Origin of the sequence: Roseovarius sp. EL26 (genome assembly GCF_900327775.1) — a bacterium.
Lineage (GTDB): Bacteria > Pseudomonadota > Alphaproteobacteria > Rhodobacterales > Rhodobacteraceae > Roseovarius.
Genome location: NZ_OUMZ01000001.1, coordinates 21,627 through 47,159 on the forward strand (window position 1 = coordinate 21,627; position 25,533 = coordinate 47,159).

General features: G+C 55.6%; 24 protein-coding genes, 1 tRNA gene and 1 riboswitch. Of the genes, 5 read left to right on the forward strand and 20 right to left on the reverse strand.

The window, feature by feature from the left end; translation table 11 throughout:
* Positions 1–70: 70 nt before the first annotated feature.
* The 7 genes from D9A02_RS19350 to cobW form a co-directional block, all read right to left on the reverse strand.
* Positions 71–346 (reverse strand): Arm DNA-binding domain-containing protein, encoded by a 276-nt coding sequence (locus D9A02_RS19350; protein ID WP_254054491.1) that lies wholly within the window; start codon positions 344–346, stop codon positions 71–73.
* Between the two features lie 248 nt (positions 347–594).
* A tRNA-Thr gene (locus D9A02_RS00145) sits at positions 595–670 on the reverse strand.
* Positions 671–740: 70 nt separating this feature from the next.
* Complete coding sequence (locus tag D9A02_RS00150; protein WP_120498966.1) at positions 741–1,175, reverse strand: GFA family protein; 435 nt, start codon at positions 1,173–1,175, stop codon at positions 741–743.
* The gene (locus D9A02_RS00155; protein WP_120498967.1) at positions 1,172–1,687 is read right to left on the reverse strand and encodes a GNAT family N-acetyltransferase; all 516 of its coding nucleotides are present in this window, start codon (positions 1,685–1,687) and stop codon (positions 1,172–1,174) included. The genes D9A02_RS00150 and D9A02_RS00155 overlap by 4 nt, the downstream gene beginning before the upstream one ends.
* Positions 1,688–1,741: 54 nt before the next feature.
* Positions 1,742–5,452, reverse strand: coding sequence for a cobaltochelatase subunit CobN (gene cobN / locus D9A02_RS00160; RefSeq protein WP_120498968.1), 3,711 nt, complete (start codon positions 5,450–5,452; stop codon positions 1,742–1,744).
* Between the two features lie 46 nt (positions 5,453–5,498).
* Positions 5,499–5,963, reverse strand: coding sequence for a GNAT family N-acetyltransferase (locus D9A02_RS00165; protein ID WP_120498969.1), 465 nt, complete (start codon positions 5,961–5,963; stop codon positions 5,499–5,501).
* Complete coding sequence (gene cobW / locus D9A02_RS00170) at positions 5,963–7,054, reverse strand: cobalamin biosynthesis protein CobW (RefSeq protein ID WP_120498970.1); 1,092 nt, start codon at positions 7,052–7,054, stop codon at positions 5,963–5,965. The genes D9A02_RS00165 and cobW overlap by 1 nt, the downstream gene beginning before the upstream one ends.
* 75 nt (positions 7,055–7,129) lie before the next feature.
* Between cobW and D9A02_RS00175 the strand changes: the two genes are divergently transcribed.
* Entirely contained in the window at positions 7,130–7,456 is a 327-nt protein-coding gene (locus tag D9A02_RS00175; RefSeq protein ID WP_254054492.1) for a DUF1636 domain-containing protein, read from the forward strand.
* A gap of 73 nt (positions 7,457–7,529) precedes the next feature.
* On the opposite strand, the gene D9A02_RS00180 is transcribed toward D9A02_RS00175, so the two are convergent.
* From D9A02_RS00180 to D9A02_RS00190, 3 genes are read right to left on the reverse strand one after another with little or no spacing between them, the layout of a single operon-like run.
* The gene (locus tag D9A02_RS00180; RefSeq protein WP_120498972.1) at positions 7,530–8,042 is read right to left on the reverse strand and encodes a hypothetical protein; all 513 of its coding nucleotides are present in this window, start codon (positions 8,040–8,042) and stop codon (positions 7,530–7,532) included.
* 57 nt (positions 8,043–8,099) lie between these two features.
* Positions 8,100–8,780 (reverse strand): CbtA family protein, encoded by a 681-nt coding sequence (locus D9A02_RS00185; protein ID WP_120498973.1) that lies wholly within the window; start codon positions 8,778–8,780, stop codon positions 8,100–8,102.
* A 3-nt stretch (positions 8,781–8,783) separates the two neighbouring features.
* Positions 8,784–8,948, reverse strand: coding sequence for a CbtB domain-containing protein (locus tag D9A02_RS00190; RefSeq protein WP_120498974.1), 165 nt, complete (start codon positions 8,946–8,948; stop codon positions 8,784–8,786).
* 35 nt (positions 8,949–8,983) lie between these two features.
* Positions 8,984–9,205: riboswitch (cobalamin riboswitch) on the reverse strand.
* On the opposite strand from D9A02_RS00190, the gene D9A02_RS19095 reads away from it, so the two are divergent.
* Positions 9,203–9,436, forward strand: coding sequence for a hypothetical protein (locus D9A02_RS19095; protein WP_162932903.1), 234 nt, complete (start codon positions 9,203–9,205; stop codon positions 9,434–9,436). (Overlaps the previous riboswitch by 3 nt.)
* A gap of 113 nt (positions 9,437–9,549) precedes the next feature.
* Positions 9,550–13,005: a chromosome segregation protein SMC gene (gene smc, locus D9A02_RS00195; protein WP_120498975.1), complete on the forward strand. Its 3,456-nt coding sequence runs from the start codon at positions 9,550–9,552 to the stop codon at positions 13,003–13,005.
* 368 nt (positions 13,006–13,373) lie between these two features.
* Here the strand turns inward: smc and D9A02_RS00200 are convergent, their stop codons facing one another.
* The 7 genes from D9A02_RS00200 to D9A02_RS00230 form a co-directional block, all read right to left on the reverse strand.
* Complete coding sequence (locus D9A02_RS00200) at positions 13,374–14,489, reverse strand: class I SAM-dependent RNA methyltransferase (RefSeq protein ID WP_120498976.1); 1,116 nt, start codon at positions 14,487–14,489, stop codon at positions 13,374–13,376.
* Positions 14,490–14,501: 12 nt separating this feature from the next.
* Positions 14,502–15,416: an adenosylcobinamide-phosphate synthase CbiB gene (gene cbiB, locus D9A02_RS00205; RefSeq protein ID WP_120498977.1), complete on the reverse strand. Its 915-nt coding sequence runs from the start codon at positions 15,414–15,416 to the stop codon at positions 14,502–14,504.
* Positions 15,413–16,351 (reverse strand): threonine-phosphate decarboxylase, encoded by a 939-nt coding sequence (locus D9A02_RS00210; RefSeq protein ID WP_120498978.1) that lies wholly within the window; start codon positions 16,349–16,351, stop codon positions 15,413–15,415. Before D9A02_RS00210 ends, cbiB begins: the two co-directional genes overlap by 4 nt.
* The gene (locus D9A02_RS00215) at positions 16,351–16,728 is read right to left on the reverse strand and encodes a DUF1636 domain-containing protein (RefSeq protein WP_120499025.1); all 378 of its coding nucleotides are present in this window, start codon (positions 16,726–16,728) and stop codon (positions 16,351–16,353) included. Before D9A02_RS00215 ends, D9A02_RS00210 begins: the two co-directional genes overlap by 1 nt.
* A 123-nt stretch (positions 16,729–16,851) precedes the next feature.
* Positions 16,852–17,406 (reverse strand): hypothetical protein, encoded by a 555-nt coding sequence (locus D9A02_RS00220; protein WP_120498979.1) that lies wholly within the window; start codon positions 17,404–17,406, stop codon positions 16,852–16,854.
* Positions 17,407–17,599: 193 nt separating this feature from the next.
* Positions 17,600–19,249, reverse strand: coding sequence for a chaperonin GroEL (gene groL, locus D9A02_RS00225; protein ID WP_120498980.1), 1,650 nt, complete (start codon positions 19,247–19,249; stop codon positions 17,600–17,602).
* Between the two features lie 66 nt (positions 19,250–19,315).
* Complete coding sequence (locus D9A02_RS00230; protein ID WP_120498981.1) at positions 19,316–19,603, reverse strand: co-chaperone GroES; 288 nt, start codon at positions 19,601–19,603, stop codon at positions 19,316–19,318.
* A 767-nt stretch (positions 19,604–20,370) separates the two neighbouring features.
* Here D9A02_RS00230 and D9A02_RS00235 point away from each other — a divergent pair.
* Positions 20,371–21,756 (forward strand): cytochrome ubiquinol oxidase subunit I, encoded by a 1,386-nt coding sequence (locus D9A02_RS00235; protein WP_120498982.1) that lies wholly within the window; start codon positions 20,371–20,373, stop codon positions 21,754–21,756.
* Positions 21,753–22,760 carry a cytochrome d ubiquinol oxidase subunit II gene (cydB, locus tag D9A02_RS00240; RefSeq protein WP_216824923.1) on the forward strand — a complete coding sequence of 336 codons (1,008 nt, stop codon included), beginning with the start codon at positions 21,753–21,755 and terminating at the stop codon, positions 22,758–22,760. The genes D9A02_RS00235 and cydB overlap by 4 nt, the downstream gene beginning before the upstream one ends.
* Before the next feature lie 616 nt (positions 22,761–23,376).
* Here the strand turns inward: cydB and D9A02_RS00250 are convergent.
* From D9A02_RS00250 to comD, 3 genes are read right to left on the reverse strand one after another with little or no spacing between them, the layout of a single operon-like run.
* Complete coding sequence (locus D9A02_RS00250; RefSeq protein WP_120498985.1) at positions 23,377–24,462, reverse strand: alpha-hydroxy acid oxidase; 1,086 nt, start codon at positions 24,460–24,462, stop codon at positions 23,377–23,379.
* A complete protein-coding gene (gene comE / locus D9A02_RS00255; protein WP_120498986.1) occupies positions 24,462–25,016 on the reverse strand; it encodes a sulfopyruvate decarboxylase subunit beta in 555 nt (184 codons plus the stop codon). The genes D9A02_RS00250 and comE overlap by 1 nt, the downstream gene beginning before the upstream one ends.
* A complete protein-coding gene (gene comD / locus D9A02_RS00260) occupies positions 25,013–25,519 on the reverse strand; it encodes a sulfopyruvate decarboxylase subunit alpha (protein WP_120498987.1) in 507 nt (168 codons plus the stop codon). The genes comE and comD overlap by 4 nt, the downstream gene beginning before the upstream one ends.
* Positions 25,520–25,533: the final 14 nt, after the last annotated feature.

A 25,533-nucleotide genomic window follows, 5' to 3' on the forward strand; every position in this document is an offset into this window, starting at 1 on the left:
AAGGTACGTAAGATCATGGGGACGATGATTTCGGTAACCGGTTTGCGCCCAAAGTCTCGGTTCGCCAGCTTCATGTGGTATTTTGTCTTGGAAAGGGTCGCGGCTGATTTGCCTTCCTTTCGTTGTTTTGTAAGGAATGCTTCGCCAATTTTGCAAAAGTTTGGCCGTTGGTTTCGCGTTGTAACCGCTTCTGTTCTTGCTTGGCCTCAGACGGATCTTCACCTTGGGCAACCATCGCCCGTGCAGCATCGCGAGTAATTCGCGCCTGTTTCAAACTGACCGCAGGGTAAACGCCCAAAGAAAGCGTTTTTTCCTTCCTGTCGAGGCGATCAAAGCTTAGAGCCATTCGGCTTTACCAAAACATAAAGGCTGTCAAAGTCTGAGACTTTATAAGCCTTTTCTCGTGGCTGGAGGTTGCGAATTTGAATATCACTTAACGGCACGTTGGGGGTATCGTATTTTGGGCAGTTTTCGAATACCCCCAAATTTGGGGTATTACATTGGATTGCAATAAATCAAGTTGGACAACACTTTTCATAAATCCCCTTACATAGAGAATTACAGGATGTAATTGAACTATAACGGATTATTAAATGGTGCCCCCACACGGACTCGAACCGCGGACCTACTGATTACAAATCAGTTGCTCTACCAGCTGAGCTATAGGGGCGTGACGTTCCGGTATGCCAAGGGTTGGCGTTTCGGAAATCAGGCGCTTTTTACCGTATTTTTTGGCGGCGTCAATCCTGGATTTTGTGGTTTTTGCGTAACTCGGTGTGAGTTTCACTGGAGCCGTCAACCCGAGACATGTCATCATCGGTGCTGAACCAAGGTAGCCGTTCCTCAAAATGAACATGTTCAGTTGGCGCAATGGTGCTCGGGTTCTCTAACGTGGCAATATATAGGTGGACATCTCCGGGATAGTGGTCCGCGTCAAAGGCCATCGGTGTGCCACACGTGCTGCAAAACAGGCGACGGATGCCGGGGGTGCTCTCGTAGCTGGCGGGTTGCGCGCCGGTCCAGCGAAACTGCGTTGCGTACAGACCCAAAAAAGCCGTGACAGGTGCCGCGCAATTGCGTCGACAGCTTTCACAATGGCAATAGCAAGTCCAGGTTGGGGCGCCTTCGAACGCATAGCTGACAGCGCCGCACAGGCAGTGGCCTTTGGTGGTCATGGCATATCCTTCGAATGGGCATGTGATTGTTCAGGGGTGTCACGGTTGTGAACTGGATTAACCATCGTGATGCTGGTAGGCCGGTCAAATCCAGGGTGGGCGGTTTCGTCAGTTTTTTTGAATCCTGCGGCGGCAAAAATTGCGTGATTTTCGATCAGCTCAATCCGGGTTTCCAACGTCAGACTGGAAAGGTTCAGGTCACGGGCGCGTTGTTCGGCATGGCGTATCAGGCGTTTTGCCAAGCCCTGCCTTCGAGAACGGGCCGCAACCGCCAGCTTGCCGAGATATAGCGTTTCTTTTTGGGGTGTCAGCACCATACAGGCTTCGATCTTACCGCCAGTTTCCAGCACCCAGATCTCAAGCTTGTTTGCCATAGCGCGCAAGTCTGTGACACCGATCTGGTGAAGCGAAGAGGGGGGATTAATCCTCCCCTCCATATAGGCAAAAGTTTGGTGCAACAGCGCATGCAGGGCGTGAAAGTCATCGTGCCGTGTATATCTGCGCAAATTCATGTCGCCCACCAATGGTCAGATCACACGCATCTGCGCATGTGGTGGCTTTCCCTGTCAAGGCATGTCAGCACCAAATGTCGCGGCGGCAATTCGGGCACGTGCGGAATTCGAGCGCGGCGTCCACAGCCCACGGTCAATCGCTTCTTGCAGGCGTTCCGCGATTTCGCGCAGGGCCGGGGCGTTGTGTTCCTCGATGAAATCGCGGGTGTCATCATCTTCGAGGAAGGCAGATTCTACCATATCGAAGTGATGGCTTTTCACAGCCCCGGTCGTGGCGGCAAAGGCAAAGAGATAATCCACAGTGGCGGCGATTTCGAACGCGCCTTTATAACCATGGCGTTTTATGCCGTCGATCCACTTGGGGTTCACCACGCGTGACCGTACAACCCGGCCAATTTCATCATCCAACGTTCGTATGACAGGGCGTTCGGGGCGGGAATGGTCGTTATGATAGATTGGGCGATCTTTGCCTTGCAGGGTGCTGACGGCGGCGGCGGCGCCGCCCTCGAATTGGTAGTAGTCGTCACTATCTAAAATATCGTGTTCACGGTTGTCTTGATTTTGCACGATGGCTTCGGTCTGGCGCAGGCGGGTCTCAAATCCAGCACGGTCTGCCGTGCCTTCATCTTTGGCGCCATATGCATAGCTGCCCCATGTCAGGTAAGCTTCCGCCAGATCGGCCTTATCTGCCCAGAGCCGTTCATCAATCATGGTCTGTAAACCGGCCCCATACGCGCCGGGTTTGGAGCCATAGACGCGGGGTTGTGCCTCGCCTGCGCGAGTGCGAGCCGCGGCTGGGTTCAAGTCATCGGATTCATCAAGCGCCTGAACAGCACGCGCGGCGCTGTCGAAAAGCGCGATCAGCTGTGGAAAGGCATCACGGAAGAAGCCTGAGATGCGCAGTGTAACATCAACACGAGGGCGGCCCAGCACTCCTTGGGGCAGGACCTCAAAGCCGGTGACGCGGCGGTTGGCGCTGTCCCATTTGGGTTTGACGCCCATCAAGGCCATTGCCTGCGCTATATCATCGCCGCCAGTGCGCATATTGGCCGTGCCCCAGGCCGTCAGCAGCATGGTACGGGGCCAGTCGCCATGAGTCTGCAAGTGTTTTTCAATCAACAGATTGGCAGACTTCCAACCCAAAGCCCAAGCTGTGGGTGTGGGCACGGCACGGCTGTCCACTGAGTAGAAATTGCGCCCGGTGGGTAAGGTGTCCAGCCGCCCGCGGGTGGGTGCGCCGGATGGCGCCGGGGCGACGAAGTGCCCTTTGAGGGCGGTGAGGAGCCCCGTGCCTTCGTCTGGTCCGCAGGCGCGCAGGGTTGGTAAAATACGCTCATGGATTTCTTGCAGGACAACGGACGCGTGTGGCCCGGGGGCCACGACGCCCCGCCCGCCGTCCCGCAGGAGGCGTTGTGCTAAAAGCTCCAGCCGTTCAACCGTGTCACCGTTGCTGCGCCACGGGCCCGCATCCAAATCTTTCAGGTCGGTATGTTGGGGACCGGTGTAGGGGGTCGCCATATCACAATCGAGCGGATCAATGTCGATATCGCAATCCGCCGCAAGTGCGCGAATGATTGAGGCATCACGTGCCTGACCCTCGCCTCGGGGCACCCGTGCCAGTGCGATGGCAAGATCGCGCTCCTGCTCACCCTCAGGCGACTGTCCAAAGATGTGCAACCCATCGCGGATCTGCGCTTCTTTCAGCTCGCATAGGTAGGCATCAAGCTTGGCGAGATCGCCGTCTTCATCCTCTCCGGACATGCCGACATCTTTGTCCAATCCTGTGACAGATGACAGAGACAGAATCTCGCGCCGCAGATGTTCGATCCGACGAGGATCAACGCCCGCCGCCTCGTAATACTCATCCACTAAAGCCTCAAGATCGCGCAGCGGCCCGTAAGTTTCGGCGCGAGTCAGGGGCGGTGTCAGGTGGTCGATGATCACCGCCTGTGCCCGACGTTTGGCTTGAGTGCCTTCGCCGGGGTCGTTGACGATAAACGGATACATGTGTGGCGTGGGGCCAAAGATTGCCTCGGGCCAACAGGTCTGGCTCAGCGCTAGTGCCTTGCCCGGCAGCCACTCCAAGTTGCCGTGTTTGCCCATGTGCACTATGGCCTGCGCACCAAACTCATGACGCAGCCAGAAATAGAAGGCCAGATAATTGTGTGGCGGCACCAGATCCGGCGAGTGATAGGTGTCTGTCGGATCGATATTATAACCACGCGCAGGTTGAATACCGACAACCGCATTGCCGTAGTTCAGGATCGACAGATGAAATCCTTGATCATCATAGAACGGGTCTTTTTCAGGCGCGCCCCAACGGCTGGTCATCGCCTCTTTCATTTCCCACGGCAGGGCGTTGAAGTATTCCAGATAGATTTCGAGCGACAGCACCTCACCGCCCTGACGTTCTGCCCGGTCGGTCAGCCAGTTGGTCGGTCCAGCCATGATGGATTGCATCAGCGCATCACTATCGGCAGGCAGGTTTTCAACGGTATACCCGCCGTCTTGCAACAGGTTCAGCACATGCACAGTGCCCGCAGGTGTGTCCAAACCCACCCCATTTGCCAGACGGCCATCTTTATTAGGGTAGTTTGCCAGTACCAGAGCAACTTTGCGTTCCTCCTCGGCCGTGCCACGCAGTTTCGCCCAGTTCGCGGCCAATTGCGCGACAAATTCCACCCGGTCACCTTGGGCGCGGTAGGTGGCGATGGGGCATTCCGTGGCTTCGTCAAAGTAAGCTTCGCCCTTGAAGCTGATCGCACGCGAGAGCACCCGGCCATCGACCTCGGGCAGGGCGACGTTCATCGCAATGTCGCGGGCAGACAAGCCGGTCAAACCTTCGGCCCAGGCTTCCTCTGACGACCCGGCCAGCACCACCTGAAACACAGGTGCGCCTTGCGCGGCTGGCATGGTCAGCGGGTTGTGGGGGTTCACATCGCCCGCATGGGGGGACCCAACTGCAAATGAGGTGCAGTTCAGAATGACCGAGGGCGGGGCGGCGGTAAACAACTGCTCCAGCGTGGCAGTGGACACTGGATCTTTCAAAGATGCCACAAACACTGGCAGGGGGTTCAACCCGGCGCGCAGGAGTGACCGGACCAGACGGTTGATTGGATTGAGGCCCGCGCCTTGTACCAAGGCACGATAGAACACGACTGGCACCACGGGTTGGCCGTCTTGCCATGCGTCCTGTGCGGCACTCAGGTCAGCGACGCCTGCGCCGGGCCAATAGACACCAGCACGCAAAAGGGGGCTTGCGGCTATGGGCTTCTCACCGCCATCCAGCATCGCCTGTGCGTAGTTCAGGAAATTGGTGGCATTTTCTGGCCCGCCCTCAACCATATAGGCCCAAAGCGCATCGTAATGCTCTGAAGATACCGTCGAGAGTTCGCGCAGTTCCGGGTCGGGTTTGTCGTCGCCGGGAAGCAGTGCCAGCGGCACGCCGGCCTCATAGCAACGCGCGGCATATTGCTCTGCACCGTATTTCCAGTAACCGACGCCACCCAACACACGGGCGATGACCAGTTTCGACTTGGTGACACAATTGTCCAAGTGCAAATCGACCGACATTGGGTGGACCAAATGCATCATGTTGGCCAGACGCAGGGTGGGGGCCGCGTCCATCTCAGTGCGCGCCGCACTCAATGCGGCCAGTTCTGTATCGGCGGCCGAGACAAATATCACATCTGCCGGGGTTTGCCCCAGATCAACAGGTTCTTTGCCATCATCGATGGATCCGGGGGTGGCAGCAAGCAGATGCATCAGGGGCAGCCCTTTGAATAATTTGTCGTAGCAAGACGGTGAAGCACTAGGCGCTTGCGTCGTCCAGTTGTTTTTCCATGAAAACGCTGGATGTGTTGGGCTGGTAATCGCCAAATGCACCGCAACGGGTGAACCCGTGGCGTTCATACAGACGAATGGCCGCGGCCAGTTCTTCGCCGGTTTCCAACTTCAACGCATTCAGACCCAAGGCACGGGCCTGATCTTCCAGCTGGCGCAGCAATGCCGCAGCCACGCCTTTGCCGCGTGCGGCATGCGAGGTGAACATTGATTTCACCTCTGCATACCCCTCACGTGCGGCAATTGCTCCGGTACCCAAAATTTCACCTCCCTCACGGGCGGTGAAAAAATGGATATCCGGTGTACAGAGGTCTTCGATATCCAGCGCAAAATTTTCCTCGGGCGAAAACAGCTCTGCCATCAGCGCGTGGCTGGATTCCAACAGCTGTTTCGCACCCGCTTCGCGTGGATCTGAGACCTCGATTACCAACATCAGGCGGCCAGCGCTTTTTCGATCGCGGCGCGGTCCAGGCCGGACTGACCAATGACGACCAGACGGGTTTCACGCGCATCTGCGCCAAATGGGCGGTCAAAATAGGTGTCCACACGTGGGCCAACCGCCTGCAGCGTCAGACGCATGGGTTTGCCTTCGACAGCAGCAAAACCTTTGAGACGCAAAATGTTGTTCTGGCGGATCACATCAGCAACCTGTTCCGCGAAAGCTCCGGCATCGGTGATTTCACCACGGGTGACAACAAAGCTCTCAAACGCATCGTGATCGTGGTCATGATGGTGGTGGTGATCGTGATCATCGTCATGGTCGTCGTCGTCGTGATGGTCATCATCATGATCGTGGTGGTGATGGTGCACCTCGTGACGCGCATCCATGTCGTCCTCGGCCCCGATGCCTTGACCCAAGAGAACATCAACTGGCAGGGCGCCCATGGTGGCTTTGACGACTTGCACGCCGTCACGGCTTTCACCGCGCAGTTTGTCGGCAAGTGCAGAGGCTTCATCCTGACCCAGGAGGTCAGATTTATTGACAACGATCATGTCAGCGCAGGCGATCTGATCTTCGAACAGTTCTGAAAGTGGCGTTTCGTGATCAAGATTTTCGTCTTGCTGACGCTGTGCGTCAACTGCGGCGACGTCGTGGGCAAATCGGCCTTCGGATACGGCCTTGCCGTCGACTACGGTGACAACACCGTCAACGGTCACGCGGGTGGAAATCTCGGGCCAGTTGAAGGCACGCACCAGCGGTTGGGGCAGGGCCAGACCAGAGGTTTCGATCACGATGTGATCGGGCGCATCGTCCCGGTCCAACAACATCTGTATGGTGGGCACAAAATCTTCGGCCACGGTGCAGCAGATGCAGCCATTTGACAACTCGACCACGTCCTCTTCGGCGCAGCCTTCGATGCCGCAGCCTTTTAGGATGCCGCCGTCAACACCGAGATCACCAAATTCATTGATGATCAAGGCGATGCGTTTGCCATTTGCATTTTCCAGCATATGGCGGATCAGGGTGGTTTTCCCGGCTCCAAGGAAACCGGTAACAACAGTGGCAGGAATTTTGGCAGGCATCAGGTTCTCTCCTTCAAACGCTTGCAAGAGGTGCGCCACTGGCCTAGGCCCTTCGCAAGCGAAGGAGAGGCAGTGATGCACCGGATTGTGGTCTGTTCAACATGTGAGGGGCTGGGTGGCAAGAGGTTTGCCGTAAATTTACGCGCAGCATTTGCTGAAAAAGCCATGCTATTCGAGGTCCAGGACCATGATTGCATGTCCAATTGCGGGCGCGCGTTAAGCGTGGCGTTCTCGGCGCCTGGCAAGGCGACGTATCTCTTCGGCGACATCGATCCAGCAAAGGATCTGGCTGACACACTGGCTTTTGCAGGCATGTATGCCGCAAGCACCGATGGCTGGATCGAGGATGCGCGCGGGGCAGGACGGTTGCGCCACTGTCTGGTTGGGCGTGTTCCAGCATAGCGCAACGTAATGGACGACGGGAGCGCCCCCGTCCTGCAAGCGGCAGTCAACAGAATATCAGCCGCCGGCATGCTCACTCGATAACCACGGTGGCTTTGGCTTCAACGGGTTCGCCATCAATGGCAAACTGGCTGTGGTCATTGGCATTCAGGGTCACGCGGATTTCGTGCTCGCCTGCGCTCAGGCCGCTGATGTGAAACCAAGGGCCATAGCTGCGCGCCAATTTGACACCATCCACATAGATATGGGCATGACCTGCGCCGGGGGTGTTTTCACCGTTCACGTTCTCTGGCGAGAAGGCGAAATTTTCAAGGCTGATCTCCAGATTACGACTGCTGGCCCCATCTGGATGCAGGGTCAAATCGAGACCGGGGAGGGGTGCCTTGGCCTCCGTCAATTTGCTGTGCATTGCGGCATGATCCATCGCTGAATGATCCATACCGTCGTGGGCTTGACCTTCGGCGTGTTGCGCCGGGTCACCATGATCGTGACCTTCGAATTCAGCACCGCTGCTCGCAGCCAGAATGAAGCCAAAGCCCGTGCCAAAGAACAGCCCGATGATCAAAAGGAAGAAAGGTTTTTGCATATCGTTTCCAAGCAAGTGCCCCGGCGATGCCGCCGGGGCGTTGTTGTGTTTAGGCGCTTAAGCGTCAGCCGCTTCCTTTTGCCAGAAATATCCGGCGAATGTCCCCAGCAAGGCCCAGGCAGCAAATCCAACACCCAATGCACGGCTGGCAAAGAGTGCTGCGATTTCCGGTGGAACCGGCCCGGCAAACTCATCCGGATGCGGCGCGCCCACAAGATGCGGTGCAGCGATCAACAAGCCAGCGATCACGTACATGATCACCCCTTTGCCAAAGGCAAACAGGCCAAGACCAAGTGCGGTGACTGCAACGGTAGCCCACCACCAGACCTGACGCTCGGCCACATCAGCGGCGGCAACACCAGGCACCTCAGGCGGCAGAGAAAATGCAGGCGCGAAATGCATCGCAATGAAACCCGCAATGCCCCAGATCAAGCCAGTGCGTGCGTTGACTGTGAATCCACGCTCAGACGCCATGCTCATCATCGCGACCAGCACAAAGGCATAGCCGGTATAGATCAGCGCGGTGAACAACACGCTCAGTCCGTCGCGCATCAGATCGATGCCGCCAAGATCCTGATGGGCGCTAACCGCTGCGGCACCAAAGTGCACAAGATCACCACCTTCGTACAGCTCCGCATGCAAAAGCACGGGTTGCACAAAAACCAACTGTAACAGGGCCGCAAGCAGCCCTGTACAGAATCCAGCGAACAACGCGCTGGTCAGAATTTTTTGGAACATGGCTTAGTGGCAGGGAAAGCCGGTTGCGTGACGCACGTCATGTGCGGCGTCGTGCAGCGCGCTAGCCTGAACGTGGCCAGCCATTGTCACAATGCCAAAGCCCAGAATGATCGCAGCTACGGCAGGGAATACGGTGGATTTTGCGGCTGAATGTACCAGTGCAGTCATTTTATTTCTCCTTCTTCACCTCTCACCCGAGGTGTGGATTACAGTCACGCAAAGGCTGGTCTCCTGGCTCGCGGGTCGATGCCTTACTGTCGCCTTCCCAGGTTATTCACCCAGTGGTCTTCGACAGGGGCTCACCGCTTACAGTCGCGGGGGCGGCTGACGATTGAGTGCCCTACATGGGTCCACCATCACGTCATTCCCAATTCATCCCCTGAATGCTTTGCATCCATATGGGGACCCTTGCTTTATTCGGTATGAAGATTGCCAAGGCATTCGTCAAGAATGATTTGCAAAGCACACCCCTCATTCAAGGCAAGAAAATGAGCCAACGAATGGAAACCGACATCGCTTTATTGCTGGGCGACATAGGGGTGGAAGATGATGGATTTCTTCCGGCATTCGAATCGCGGCGACAATGCTGCCACGCTCTGATTGAAACTGAAATTTTCGACTCGAATGGGCGAAAAGTCGCAATATTTTGTGGATAACTCCGCGACTTACCCCATATGGTGGGGTTATGCGTTGACAGCGTGTGATTCCCACCGTCACAATATTCGGGAATTGGAATCATTTCGTGCCGTAGAAACCGCAAGGGGACGCATTGCATTTTTCAAAGCTCAGACTGACCGGCTTCAAAAGCTTCGTTGACCCGACGGATCTGATCATCACGGATGGTTTGACCGGGGTTGTCGGGCCAAACGGTTGCGGCAAGTCGAACCTGCTTGAAGCATTGCGTTGGGTGATGGGCGAGAACCGCCCCAGCATCATGCGTGGCGGCGGTATGGAAGATGTGATTTTTGCCGGTGCGGCCAGTCGACCAGCGCGCAACTTTGCCGAAGTGGTTTGTCATATGGACAACTCTGATCGGCTGGCACCGGCAGGATTCAATGATGCGGATCACTTGGAAGTGGTGCGTCGGATCACCCGTGATGTTGGATCGGCCTACAAGGTTAACGGTAAGGATGCCCGCGCCCGCGATGTGCAGATGCTGTTTGCCGATGCCTCAACCGGATCACACTCGCAGGCGCTGGTCAGTCAGGGCAAGATTACAGACCTGATCAATGCCAAACCCAAAGCACGCCGCAAGATTTTGGAAGAGGCGGCCGGGATTTCCGGCCTTTATCAGCGCCGTCACGAGGCAGAACTTAAGCTCAAAGGCGCGGAAACCAATTTGGCTCGTGTTGATGATGTGATTGAGCAGCTGGCCACCCAGCTGGCACAATTGGCCCGTCAGGCGCGCCAAGCACAGCGATATCGCGCCATTGGTGAGGACCTGCGCCGCTCTGAAGGCCTGTTGCTTTACCGTCGCTGGAAAGAGGCTGATCTGGCCCGTGCACTGGCAGACGACGAACTGCGCGAACGTGTCACCGCCGCCGCACGTGCGGAAACGGCTGCACGCGAAGCAGGCAAGTTGCGGATACACACCGAAGATGCCTTGCCAGCCCTACGCGAGGAAGAAGCGATTGCGGCGGCTGTTTTGCAGCGTTTGCAAGTCCAGCGCGACACGCTCAATGAGCAAGAACAAAATGCCCGCACCCGGATTGGAACCCTGTCCTCGCGGATTGAACAGCTGACCCGTGATATTGAGCGCGAGGCCAGCCTGAACCGCGATGCAGGCGAAACCATTGAACGTCTGGAATGGGAAGCGCGCGAACTGATCAAGGCGAGCGAGGGGCAAGAGGAACGTCTGGAGATCGCCTCGGAAGAGGCTCATGAAGCCGCCGCCGTTTTGCAACAACGCGAAACTGATCTGGGACAGCTAACCGAAGATGTCGCCCGTCTGGCCGCGCGCCACCATTCAGCGCAACGCCTGTTGGATGACAGCCGTAAGATGCTAACCAAAAGCGAATCTGAGGCGACCCGTGCCCGCGAGGCAGCACAAGGCGCTAAAGACGCAGAGTTGCGTGCCGCACAAGAGTTTGAGACCGCCCATGAGGCCGAGGCCGAGGCGCAGCATATTGCCGAAGAGGCCGAACTGGCTTTGAATGCCGCCGAAGAGGCGCGTTCTGAGACGCAAGACCGCGAAGTCACAGCACGGGCGGAGCGTTCCGAGGCTGAAGGGGAGCTGAACGCGCTCAGCGCGGAAGTCACCGCATTGGCCAAACTGCTGGAACGCGACACGGCCGAGGGCGGGCAGATCCTTGATCTTCTTCAGGTGACGTCTGGTTATGAAAAAGCGTTAGGGGCGGCATTGGCCGATGACTTACGTGCGCCAGAGGTGACAGATGATGGTCCTTCTGGCTGGGCCCGCCTGCCGGGATATTCCAGCGCGCAAACCTTACCCGAAGGTGTCAATGCGCTTTCCAATTATGTGAATGTGCCCGAAGTTCTGGTGCGCCGTATTGGCCAAATCGGGTTGGTGCGGTCGGATGATGGCCCACGACTGCAGGCCGAACTGAAGCCCGGGCAGCGATTGGTCAGTCGGGAAGGCGACCTGTGGCGTTGGGATGGATACCGCGCATGGGCAGAAGATGCACCAAGTGCAGCAGCCCTGCGTCTGGAGCAACTCAACCGTCTGGAAGAACTCAAGCAGGAACTGTCTCATGCGACGGCCCGTGCCGAGGGGGCACAACAGGCGCACGAAGCCCTGTCCTTGATGTTGGCACGTCAAGCCGAGGAAGACCGTGCTGCGCGCGAGGCCCGCCGGGCGGCGGACGCACAAGTGACGCAAGCCAGCCGAGCCTTGTCGCGGGCCGAGGCAGACCGGAACCTTGCAGCCTCCAAACATGAATCACTGGGCCTTGCCGTCACCCGCCACGAAGAAGAGGCGATGGAGACGCGAAAGCAGCTGGCCGAGGCTGAGAAAGGTCAGACCGATCTGGGCGATCTGGACGAGGCGCGCACGCAGGTTGATGACGTGAAAATGACGGTCGAGGCTGCGCGGATTACCATGATGTCACGCCGCTCTGCCCATGATGAATTGCGCCGCGAGGGCGAAAGTCGCACCAAACGCAGCCAAGAAGTGGCCAAGGAAATCAGCGGTTGGCGGCACCGCTTGGAAACAGCTGAAAAGCGCAGCGCTGAGCTGGCTGAACGCAAGTATACCACAGAAGAAGAACTGGCTGAGGCCTCTGCTGCGCCAGAAGAGATTGCTGCCAAACGCGAAGAGCTGGGCGAGCAGATCGACAAATCCAGCGCCCGTCGTGCCGAGGCGGCAGATGCGCTCTCGGTTGCCGAAGGGGCCGCACGTGAAGCCGTTGCCGGTGAACGCGAGGCAGAGCGCAATGCATCCGAAGCGCGCGAGGCGCGTGCCAGATCCGAGGCACGGATGGAAGCCGCACGTGAAACCGTTGCTGTGACGGCGGAGCGGATCACCGAAGAGGTGGAACTTGCACCCGAAGCATTGTTGGAGCAACTGGGCGTTGACCCGCATGAAATGCCAGCCTCAGACGTGATTGAGGCCGATGTAAACCGCCTGAAACGTCAACGTGACGCTTTGGGGGCGGTGAACCTGCGCGCCGAAGAAGACGCGCGCGAGGTTGAGGAAGAGCATACCGCGCTGGTCAACGAGAAAAATGATCTGGAAGAGGCGATCAGAACACTGCGCAGTGGTATCGCCAGTCTGAATCGGGAAGGACGCGAACGCCTGTTAACAGCATTTGAACAGGTCAATTCCAACTTCAAGATGCTCTACAAGCACCTGTTTGGTGGTGGCGAGGCCAATCTGGTTATGGTCGAAAGCGAAGACCCGCTGGATGCCGGACTTGAGATCATGTGCCAGCCACCGGGTAAGAAACTGTCAGTGCTCAGCCTGCTATCTGGCGGTGAACAAACCCTGACCGTTCTGGCGCTGATCTTTGGTGTGTTTCTGTCCAATCCTTCACCGATTTGTGTGTTGGATGAGGTCGACGCGCCGCTGGATGATGCGAACGTTGGGCGGTTCTGTGATCTGCTGGACGAAATGTGCCGTCGCACAGAAACCCGTTTCCTGATCATCACTCACCACGCCGTAACAATGAGCCGGATGGACCGCTTGTTCGGCGTGACGATGGCAGAGAAGGGCGTGAGTCAGCTGGTCTCGGTTGATCTGAAGAAAGCCGAACAGATGGTAGCGTGATGTTTCGCCCAATTGATTTAGAAATATAAATTTCTATTCTTGGTATTCTGCGTCACGATTTCGCCTTATTTGAGTCCAGAATTAACCCCTCAATGGCCTTAAATCCATTGCGATGAAGGGGGGTGAGAGACATCGAGGAAAGTCAATACAGAAAATGGATGGTTGTGATTGCTATGGCAACATTGTTTGTCGCAATCATTCGGCTTTACATCTTGAGTTAAGTTCAGAGTAAAGAAAGACCCTGCAAAGTTACAGCTTCGCAGGGTCACGTTTTTGATGAGAACATCGAAAAACAATACAGATATGCTTCATATAATGGATATTTATTACCCAAAAGTAAAGCGCGGTGGGAATTGATGGTGAATGCTCTAGGGCAACGGCGCAGTCTGCCATAGCCGGATTTTCAACCCACCGTGGGCTACATAGGGGCCAGGGTTATCGAAGGGCAGGCCGGTGGTTTTGGCAAGATCCGCATCCGATGTCACAAGACCCACACGCCAGCCGGAAAATCTTTCTTTCAAAACCTGCCCAAGGGAGTTGTGCAGTGCATATAGCGGTTTTTTGTTGCTGATGCGTGCGCCGTAAGGTGGGTTCACCATGATCAGGCCTGCTGGGCCATCGGGGCGCTGCAACTCACTGATTGGGCAGTGCTGAAAGTTGATTGATGCACTTACGCCCGCGCGCTCTGCATTGGCGCTGGCGGCTTTGATTGCACCGGTATCGCGGTCGCTGCCAAAGAAGGAATGCGCAGGTGTTTGCGCGGCGCTGCTTTCGCGCATGTCTGACCAGATTTGTGGATCAAACGTTGCAAGGTTTTCAAATGCAAAGGCACGTTCTCGTCCGGGATGCAAACCTGCGGCCATCTCGGCGGCTTCGATAGCAAAGGTGCCCGAGCCGCACATCGGGTCCAATACAGGTTCTTGACCCGTATATCCGCATTCACGCAGGAACATTGCTGCCATGTTTTCACGCATAGGCGCCTTGACCACGGCCTCTTTGAAGCCGCGCTTGTGCAGCGGCTCGCCTGAGGTATCGATGCTGAAGGTGCACAGATCATCCTCGATCCGCGCCATCAGGCGCAGGGGGGCATCAGCGGCCAGCGTCACACCCAGTGTTTCAGTCAACGCGCGTTCAATGCGCTGGGTTGCGGCCTTGGCGTGATAGATGCGGGATTTGCGGCAGGTGACATCGACCTTGATAGGAATATCTGGGCGCAACACCTCAGACCATGGGAACTTACGCGCGCGTTTATCGAGTTGCGCCAAATGCATCGCCCGAAACGATCCGATCCGTGCCAGCACCCGGCTGGTGCCTCGCAAGACCAGATTGGCGCGCCAAACATCGTGCCAACCGCCCTGAATGGTAACGCCGCCGGGCATTTTATGTGGTCTGGAAAATCCGGCCTCGCGCACCTCGTTGAACAAGGGCAGTTCATGCCCTGGGGTAGCGGCCAGAAAAATCTCGAATGGAGTATCAGTGGTCATGAGCCGCCTCGATTAAATGCACAGAAGTGCCAGTATAAGAACAAATCCGAGCGATAGCGACCAAGCACGCCACAGTGCGGAGCAGGCGGCGCTGATTTCAGGTGCGCCAATCAGTTTGCGGCCGGTTTCATTAACATAAGGAAAGTCGCGCCGCTGCCCCTCATAAGAGCGGGGACCCGAAAGTGCCACATCCAGCCCGCGGGCCAACGCGGCCTCTGGCCATCCGGCATTAGGAGAGCGGTGCAAGCGTGCCTCGGTGGCAATTGCGCGCCATTGGTTGACTTGGCCGTGGCTGAGGGTAAACAAGACGGCCGTCAGACGGGCAGGGATGAGATTGAGAAGGTCATCGAACCGGGCTGCGGCCCAGCCAAACTCTTCGTAACGTTCAGTACGGTAACCGATCATGCTGTCGGCGGTATTGGTGAACTTATATAGCAACAGACCGGGCAGCCCCCCGATCAAAAACCAGACGGCAGGTGCAATGACGCCATCGCTGAAATTTTCGGCTGCAGATTCAATGGCAGCGCGGGCAATCTGAGATCCGCTCATGTCCTTGGTGTCACGCCCGACAATACGCGCGACCATCAGCCGGGCATCGTTGCGCGACAAGCGCAAGGCACGGCCCACGGCGCGAACATGATCCACCAGTGATTTGTGTGCGAGCAAAACAGCGGCAACGCAGACCTCTGCAACACCGCCAAAAGTGGCGATGACATTGCCTAAGATCAGGGCCAGCATGGCTAATATGGCCATGGCCACAACACCTTTGAGACGACGTTGATCACCGACGTTCAGGGTTTTGTCCAAAAAACCAACCACGCGGCCCATCAGGACAGCGGGATGAGGCACCCTGTCCCACAGCCACTTCGGTTCACCGAACGTGGCATCCAGGACCATGGCCAAGCCAAGGCATAGGGCGAGGGTCATAGCGCGGCCTCCAATTGTGCCCAGTCTTGCGGGGCGGGAAGGCCCAGACGCAGATAGGTCTCGGAATAGGGAAAGATTCGGCTCCAGATATGGTGCTTGGCCAATTTTGTCTGCCAAGCGGCTGCATTGTCCACGCGGTAGAGGCGGAACAGGGAAATTCCACCCTCAACCTGCGCACCAGCACGTGTCATCAGAGCATCTAGCCGCGCCGCGTCTTCGTCCAGCCGCGTGCGGGTCGCGCTGGCCCAGTTATGATCATTGAGCGCTGCGGCAGCTATCTGGAGCGCCGGGCCGGACACAGCCCAAGGCCCCAAGCGTTCAGATAGGCGGGTGATCAGGTCTGGCGCGCCGATGGCAAACCCAAGCCGCAACCCAGCCAATCCCCAGAACTTGCCAAAGCTCTTGAGGACCACTGTATTGTTGTTGGCATCCCTGATCATAGAGCGTTGGGGCGCGACATCTGCAAAGCTTTCATCGATCACGGTAAATGGCGCATCCAGATCACCCCGCCCATACCAATGTCCGGTGGGATTGTTGGGGTGCACAATGACACGGGCATCCGGTGTATTGGCATCGTTCACCCAGCCATGCGCGGCAAAGGCGGCAGCATGTTCGTTATAGGTGGGGCTTGGGATGTGGACAAGTTTTGCACCTTGCTGGATCAATCCCGGCAATTGCGCAATCAGGCTTGAGGCCCCCGGTGCCGCAAGAATGGCCAGATCATCCGGCACATCCCAAAACCGCCGGGCGGCTTCGATCAACTGATTTTCCGCCGCACGATCGGGCAGTGCTGCCCAGCTTGCAGGGGCCAGCTCTGGCAGTGGATATGGCACGGGATTGATGCCCGTAGACAGATCAACCCAATCGCTTCGCGTGCCACCAAAGCATGCGATGGCAGCATCAAGGCCGCCCCCATGGTCGCGTCCTGAGCGCATTAGTCTTGATCGTCAGACGGCAGTGGCGGATGGCGGGTGACAAAATGCCCCTTTACACCTTGCGGCCATTGTTTGAACGGCACTTGCCCACTGGTCGATTGCGCATGCAGTTCGGCATAATCGACAATCGCCTCAGCTGCGTCCTGCTCCGGGGCGAAACGACCCAAGGTATAGGCCAGCTTACCGGAGGCCTGAATGGCAACGTTGCAGCCGTGTTTGCAGCCCATCAGACAAGACACACGGCGGGTGCGGACATCGCGGCCCTCGGCTTGCGCCTCAACCAGATCCGCCAGATCCTGCCCATGCGGTCGGCTGTGCGTCGCCTCGTCCCAGTCATCCTGCTTGCAGGTGTCGCAGATCGTAATCCAGGTGGTCATAGTCCTAATCCCGTGCGCGTGGCGTTCTGTGGTGTTGAACCGGAATTTATGCTTCGAAGCAAGCATACAATGTGGTGAGGGATTATTTCTTCTCAGAAGGCGGGTTGACTGGAGTTTCTGAGATTATCGTCGGTTCCTATGGGTGGCCCATGGAGACAATACCCAAAGCATCAAAGCCAATACCACGATTGTCCAAACCATGGCCTGCCAGAACATTTGTACGCTCAATGGAAAATTTAGAACTTTGTCGCTGTGAGTGTCGGTGAACCAAAGTGGAAAATATGGAGATAAGCAGCAAAAGTAGAAAAATGCCACGCCAAGAGTGTATTTGATGTTTTCAATACGTTCTGAATCGACAAGTCCAAGCCAACTTGCGACGCGCCGCAGAAGTAAGAACATAAACAATAAAGTTGCAACAATCATGAAGGCATATATCACCAGCACAAACTCGACAAATGCTGCGTTTTTGTCAGTATATTTGGGATTTAAATTCAATGCCTCTGCGAAAGCGTAAACGGGTAACTTTTGATAAAACGGCCATGACGTGACATCGAATACCGCAAAACCAAAAGCGTGAAATAGAAAGTTACCAAAGGCAATCATCAGGATGATCTTGCAGATATTTCTATTCCGCACTGCGTATTTTGGAATTTCTCTTGTTTCTGCAACATTGCTCATGTGTGAAAAATGTCCTGCTCGAAGATGTGAATTTAGCTTTTTGTTACGCAAGCAAATGTGTTGATGAATTGCATCTTATGATTGTGTCTATCTTGTGACTATCTACGAGCTGAACGACAACATAGAACAAACATTAGAAAAGGGCGCCCCATGGGGACGCCCTCCAAATCTTTCACGCAAGAACGTGGATGATTTACATCATGCCGCCCATGCCGCCCATGCCGCCCATGTCAGGCATGCCGCCACCGGCTGCGCCGTCTTTGGCAGGCTTGTCGGCAACCATGGCTTCGGTTGTGACCAGCAGGCCAGCAATCGATGCCGCGTCTTCCAGAGCTGTACGAACAACTTTGGCAGGGTCGATCACGCCGAAGGAGAACATGTCGCCATATTCTTCGGTTTGCGCGTTGAAGCCGAACGATGTGTCGGAAGATTCGCGAACTTTGCCCGCAACAACCGCACCGTCAACACCAGCGTTTTCTGCGATCTGACGCAGAGGTGCCTCGATTGCGCGACGAACGATGGCAATGCCTGCGTCCTGATCAGGGTTTGCACCTGTCAGACCGTCCAGAGCTTTTGCACCCTGAACCAGAGCAACACCACCACCCACAACAACGCCTTCTTGTACGGCAGCGCGGGTTGCGTTCAGCGCGTCATCAACACGGTCTTTACGCTCTTTCACTTCAACTTCGGTCATGCCGCCAACTCGGATAACAGCAACACCGCCAGCCAGTTTGGCAACGCGCTCTTGCAGTTTTTCACGATCGTAATCGGAAGTGGTTTCTTCGATTTGGTTACGGATCTGAGCAACACGTGCTTCGATCTCAGCTTTCTCACCAGCGCCGTCCACAACAGTGGTTTCGTCTTTGGTGATCTGAACTTTCTTGGCAGTGCCAAGCATGTCCATTGTAACGCCTTCGAGCTTCATGCCCAGATCTTCGCTGATGACCTGACCACCGGTCAGAATTGCGATGTCCTGCAGCATGGCTTTGCGGCGATCGCCGAAACCAGGTGCTTTGACAGCAGCAATTTTCAGGCCGCCGCGCAGTTTGTTAACAACCAAAGTTGCCAGCGCTTCGCCTTCAACATCTTCTGCGATGATCAGCAGTGGTTTTTGCGACTGGATAACTTGCTCCAGCAGTGGAACCATTGGCTGCAGGCTTGAGAGTTTCTTCTCGTGCAGCAAGATCATGCAATCTTCCAGCTCAGCTGTCATTTTGTCAGCATTGGTGACAAAGTAAGGTGACAGGTAGCCGCGGTCGAACTGCATGCCTTCAACAACATCGGTTTCTGTTTCCAGACCTTTGTTCTCTTCAACAGTGATCACGCCCTCGTTGCCAACTTTTTGCATCGCGCCTGCGATTTGCTGACCGATTTCGGCTTCGCCGTTGGCTGAGATTGTACCAACCTGCGCAACTTCGTCGCTGTCTTTAACTTCGCGTGCCGCAGATTTGATCGACTCAACCACTTTGGTTGTGGCCAGATCGATGCCGCGCTTCAGATCCATTGGGTTCAGGCCCGCTGCAACCTGCTTCAGACCTTCGCGAACGATCGCTTGTGCCAGAACAGTTGCAGTTGTCGTGCCGTCGCCGGCTTCGTCGTTGGTGCGGCTGGCGACTTCTTTCACCATTTGCGCGCCCATGTTCTCGAACTTGTCTTCCAGTTCGATTTCCTTGGCAACCGAAACACCGTCTTTGGTGATGCGTGGTGCGCCGAAGGATTTGTCGAGAACGACGTTACGGCCTTTTGGGCCCAGTGTTACTTTTACCGCGTTTGCCAGAATGTTGACGCCGTTAAGCATCTTGTTACGGGCATCGGTATCGAATTTGACGTCCTTAGCAGCCATGTGCTTGCTCCTGAATGTCTAAAGTTGTTGTAAATGATGCGCACGATTTGGCGCATCGCACGAAGATCAGGCCATTACGCCCAGAATGTCGTTTTCTTTCATGATCAGCAGCTCTTCGCCGTCGATCGTGATTTCTGTGCCGGACCATTTGCCGAACAGGATGCGGTCGCCCGCGCTGACGGCCATGCCGATCAGATCGCCGTTGTCTTTGCGGGCGCCTTCGCCGCAGGAAACAACTTCGCCTTCGCTAGGCTTTTCTTTGGCGCTGTCTGGAATGATCAGACCACCGGATGTTTTCTCTTCGCTTTCAACGCGACGTACAAGAACACGGTCATGTAGCGGTTTAAATGCCATTGTGTAGGTTTCCCTATTAAGTTTCTCCCTAACTCCGAGCGGAGTCGTTAGCACTCCCTGTCGGCGAGTGATAACGACGCATAGCTAAGAACCGAAAAGCACGGAGTCAACAGCAAGGGCGGAATTAATTTGAAGAAATGAGAGAGGGGCCGCTATGGATAGCCTCTGGCGGTAAATATTGCGCGTTATGCGGTTTCCCATCCTGCATAACCGCAGTTCTTGGCCTAAACCTTCTTTGGCTTCGAGAACTTCCATAGGGCACTAATTGGTACACTTCCGCTTTGCGGACAAAATGTGAATTCGCTGCGTTTGCACCGATGGCCGCTTTCTGGAACTTCGCTTCACATTGCTACAAATGCGTATTGATCGGGCGCAAACCTACATTCAAAAATCTATTGGTGTGATCGTGAAATTGAGAAGGGCAGGCGAAAAGCTAAGATTTTCTATGTTTCTGGGCCGTTTATCGATGCGCTTTACTCGATGTCGCGCTTTATAAGGATCTGAGGGCCTAATCAGATGATATCTCACCCCATGCGGAAACGGCTCAAACGGGACCTCGAACCACTATTGACGCTGCCCACAACCAATGGGTGGCGATCCATGGTAACCACTTTAGTGAGCATAAACGACAGCGGTGCGGCGTCGATAAGTCAAAGCCGGTCATGCAATCCAAAGAGATATTCTGACGCAGGCCCTTTTGACACGGTGCGCCCGTTCACCAGAAATGCTATCTTTAGTTCAAATTCCAGAACCGAGCTTAGCAAATTATGTTTGACCACTTGACAGCAGAAATCTTGGCACGAATGCAGTTTGCTTTCACTGTTTCGTTCCACATTATATTTCCGGCCTTCTCAATCGGGCTTGCAAGCTATCTTGCGGTGCTGAACGCCCTGTGGTTGCGAAGCCAGGACGTGACTTATTTAGCGCTTTTCAATTACTGGAAAAAGATCTTTGCGATTGGCTTCGGCATGGGCGTAGTGTCGGGAATCGTGATGTCTTATCAGTTCGGCACCAATTGGTCGGTGTTCAGTGATAAGACCGGCCCGGTTTTGGGACCACTGATGGCTTACGAGGTGCTGTCAGCCTTCTTCCTTGAGGCCGGGTTTCTCGGGATCATGCTTTTTGGCCGGGAACGTGTCGGAGACGGGCTTCACATGGTTGCGACGGCGATGGTTGCCTTAGGAACTCTTATGTCGGCCACCTGGATTCTGTCAGTGAACAGCTGGATGCAAACACCCGTTGGCTATGGAATAAACGATGTCGGGCAGTTCATACCCGAGGATTGGTGGGCCATCGTCTTCAATCCGTCCTTCCCTTACAGGCTGGTCCATATGGTTCTTGCAGCCTACCTTTCGACAGCACTCGTGGTAGGCGCAACCGGCGCCTGGCAGCTTTTGCGTGACGCGCAGAATGGACCCGCCCGGCGCATGTTTTCTATGGCAATGTGGATGTTGGCTGTCGTCGCGCCGATCCAGATTTATGCGGGCGACCTGCATGGTCTGAACACGTTGGAGCATCAGCCCGTAAAAATCATGGCGATGGAGGGGCATTACGACAGCCACCCACACGGTGCACCACTGATCCTGTTTGGCATTCCCAACCCGGCTGAGAAGCGTATCGATTATGCGATTGAAATTCCAAAACTGTCGAGCCTGATCCTCAAGCACCACTGGGATGCGCCGCTTGACGGGCTTGATACCATCCCGGACGAGGATGAACCGCCCGTCGCCATCGTGTTCTGGTCCTTTCGCATCATGGTCAGCCTGGGCTTTGCCATGCTGGGGCTTGGTGCCTGGGCGCTATGGCGACGAATACGCGGACGACTTTATGAAGGGCGCTGGCTTTATTATGCAGCTATTGCGATGGGTCCGATGGGATTTGTCGCGGTACTGGCAGGTTGGGTCACGACCGAGGTCGGACGGCAACCTTTCACGGTCTACGGCTTGTTGCGCACCTCTGACAGCCTGGCGCCGGTCGCTGCGCCAGCTGTCGCAACCTCGTTGCTAGCGTTCATAATTGTCTACTTCTTCGTTTTCGGAGCGGGAATAGTCTACATCCTGATGATTATGAATCGCACTGTGGATGCCCCCGCACCTCTGTCCGAAGGTCCTTTGCGCACAGCACGACCGCAATCAGCGGAGGGAGAAGCATGATGGGGGTCGAGCTTTCCTTCATCTGGGCAGGAATTATCGCCTTCTCTGTGTTGACCTATGTGATCCTTGACGGCTTTGATCTTGGCATAGGAATTCTCTTTCCGACGCTGAGATCCGAAAGGGACAAAGCCGCAGCGATGAACTCCATTGCACCTGTTTGGGATGGGAACGAAACTTGGCTGGTCATGGGTGGCGGCGGGCTCTTTGCTGTTTTTCCATTGGCTTACGCCATAGTGATGCCAGCGCTGTACATGCCGATCATGATTATGCTTCTGGCACTGGTCTTTCGCGGTGTGGCGTTCGAATATCGCTGGCGAACAGAGCGCTGGAAGCCCGTATGGGATGTTGGTTTCTTCGTTGGATCGACCCTGGCGGCGCTTATGCAGGGGATCGCCCTTGGCGCGCTTGTTCAAGGTGTTGAAATCGCCGACCGCGCCTATGCTGGTGGCTGGTGGGACTGGTTGACGCCTTTTTCGGTACTGACAGGTGTTTCTGTTGTCGTCGGCTATGCACTTCTCGGTGCAACCTGGCTTAATCTCAAGACCAGCGGCGCCATGCAATTAAAAATGCGGAACTACACACCAAAGCTGGCAACAGTCACACTGGCGGCAATCGGCGGAGTCAGCCTTTGGACTCCTTTTCTCGATCCGGCCTACTTTGAACGCTGGTTCAGTTTTCCAGGCAATCTTTACACGTTGATTGTGCCTCTGTTGGTTCTGATTTGCGTCTGGAAACTGTTTTCCGGGCTACGCAAGGGCCACGAACTTGGTCCATTTATTGCCGCACTTAGCCTATTCGTCCTTAGCTTTATCGGCCTGGGTATCAGCTTTTATCCTCACATCATACCACCCAGCCTGACCATCGCCGAAGCCGCCGCACCAGATGAAAGTCTTGCCTTCGCATTGGTTGGAACGGTGATACTAGTGCCGGTCATCCTAGGCTATACCGCCTACGCCTATTGGGTATTCCGCGGGAAAATTGACCCTGATGAGGGCTACCATTGAGCCACCGCGTCCGACAGTTGACCTGGTTTCTCGTCCTGTGGTGTGTCGGGGTGACGGTGTTGGGGCTAGTCGCACTGCTAATACGTTCAGCATTAACTTGAGGAACTCAAACAGCTGAGAGCATACGCGATTGCGAATACCAATTAAGGCCACGTTTTGATATTTATCGGTAACCAGACAAATACAGGCAAATCTCACGGCCTTCGAGACCTCAAGTTATAGCATCGCTAACCCACAAGTGGACGTTTGTTACCCATGCGGCATTCGGTAGAATGGGCTCTTGGCTGACATTAGATGCGGCGCAGAAACTGCATAATTCTTAACTGAAAGATTGTCGAGAACGGCCCAAACCGGACCTTCGACCAGACCTCAAGATGCTGCAGTGCAGCCCGTCATAGTTGCCATTCGCTGCAAGTGCGAATTTTGATGCTAAGCTAATTCACACATCGCGGACAAAACAGACCAATAGCATTTGGAGCCAAACGGCAGCTATTGGATCGTTACGGTTATCGTTTCAAATCGAATGGACGGAAGCGCTTGATTGTAGAAACCACATTCTCTGTGGATACTCTAACACTGAGAGAGCCCTTTTTATATGTTCGCCCGCACTGACGGGCTAGAAATCGGACATACCGGTTTGCGCCATTGCTATACTCAACTCTTTGCTAAGGACATGCCAGAGCTGATCCAATCCAGCGGCTCCACCAGCCCCAATTGCGAACTGCAAGGTGCGGCCGAAAAAGGTAAAATCGGCCCCAGACAAAAGGCATTTCAATACATCTTCGCCAGAGTGTAACCCACTATCGTAGAAGATAGGAAAGCCCTCGCCGACAGCGGCGCGGATTTGTGGCAAAAGAGTAAAGGGCGCCGGAGCACTTTCCAATTGGCGTGCACCGTGGCTTGAGACCTGAATGGCATCAACGCCATGTTCCTTGAGAGTCACGGCGTCTTCGACATCTAGAACCCCTTTGACCACCAGATTGCCGGGCCAAGCGTCGCGCAGGCGCGCCAATGTTTGCCAGTCCGCTTTGGCGCGACTTTCAGAACGGTCAAACGTATAGCCATCCATCAAGAAGTTGGCCATTTGAGGTTTGCCTTTGAAAAGCGTTTCTAGAGACCATCTTGGGTGAAGGGCGAAGTCGATGAATTGTCGCGGACCGATGCGGAAGGGCATTTTGAAGCCATGGCGCAATTCGCGGGGGCGGCGGCCGACCTCGGGCACGTCAACGGTGAGCACGAGGGTTTGATAACCGGCGGCCTTGGCGCGCTCGACCAACTTGAAAGTGCCGGTGCCATCCCCACTAAAATACAGCTGAAACCAAGCGTTTCCCTCCGCTGCATCGATGAGGGTTTCCATCGGTGTTGAAGCCACGGTTGAAACACCCAACGGCACCGAATAGCGCGCAGCTAGGCGGGCCAGCATCAGATCAGCGCCGGGCGCGGATAGGTTGCACATCCCCATTGGCGCGATCCCAAAAGGACGTTGCGTGGGTACACCGAAAACCGATGTGGCAAGTGATCGATCACTGACATCCTTGAGGATGCGTGGGCGCAGTGTCATCGCATCGAGTGCTGCGCGGTTGCGGTTGGCCCCGGTTTCAGCGCCCGCCGCACCGTCGATATAGTCGAACACCATCCATGGCAGCCGCCGCCGCGCCAGTCTTCGGGCGTCGGCGACGCTATGGATGGCTGCTGCGGCCATCAGGCGCTGACGGCTTTCATAAAGCGGTCGCGGATGATCACCGGATCCATCGTGATGACGGGGTGTTTGGCATTGCCGCTGTCACATTTCACCACGATGATGGTCATCTGTTTGCTGTCGAGCGCGGCTTGCAGGGTGGCACCCGTATCTTTGCCTTCGCAGGTGATAACGTGTTCGCATCCGCAGGCTTTGGCGACCTCTTCAAGCCGGGTTTTCTTGCCCGCGTAAGTTGGTTGATCGCCGGTAGACCCATATGAGCCATTGTCGATCAGCAACAGGATGAAGTTATCAGCGACGTTATTAGCGATGGTTGGCAAGGTGCCGAGGTTGGTCAGGACCGAGCCGTCGCCGTCAATCGCGATCACGGGTTTGGGTTGTGCCAGTGCCAGCCCCAGCCCGATGGAGGACGAAAGGCCCATGGTGCCGAGCATGTAGAAATTGGTTGGCTGGTCATCGATGGCGTGCAGTTCCTGCGATGGGATGCCGATGTTGCAGATTACCAGCTGGTCACGCAGGATCGGAGCGATGTCTTTGAGAATTTCTGAACGGATCATTGGTCTCCGTAGCCTCCCCAGAAGTTGGCGTCGGTCAGGATTGCGACGGGTTTGTTGCACATGAAGGTGTATTTGAGGATCGCATCGAGTTCTTTCACATCGGATTCGTTATGGAAATGATATGTCGGGATGTTCATCTGGGCCAATAGCGCCTTGGTGTGCACAGCCATTTCCACCTGACAGGCGACCGGCTCGCGCAGCTCACCACGGTACGAGATCAGCATTGGCAGTGGCATGCGGTAATATTGAATCAGGGTTGCCAAAGTGTTGATTGTCACGCCAATGGCCGTGTTTTGCATGATGATGGCCGGGCGTTTGCCACCCATGAACGCTCCAGCGCAGAGCCCCATGCCTTCGTCTTCTTTATTGGATGGCACGTGGTGGATCTCAGGGCGCGCATCGATTTCATCAATCACTCCTGCCAATTGTTTACACGGCACAGTGGTGATGAACGAAACATCGTTGGCGACAAGATCATCAGTGATCTTCTTGTCGATATTCATTTCGGATTTCCTTT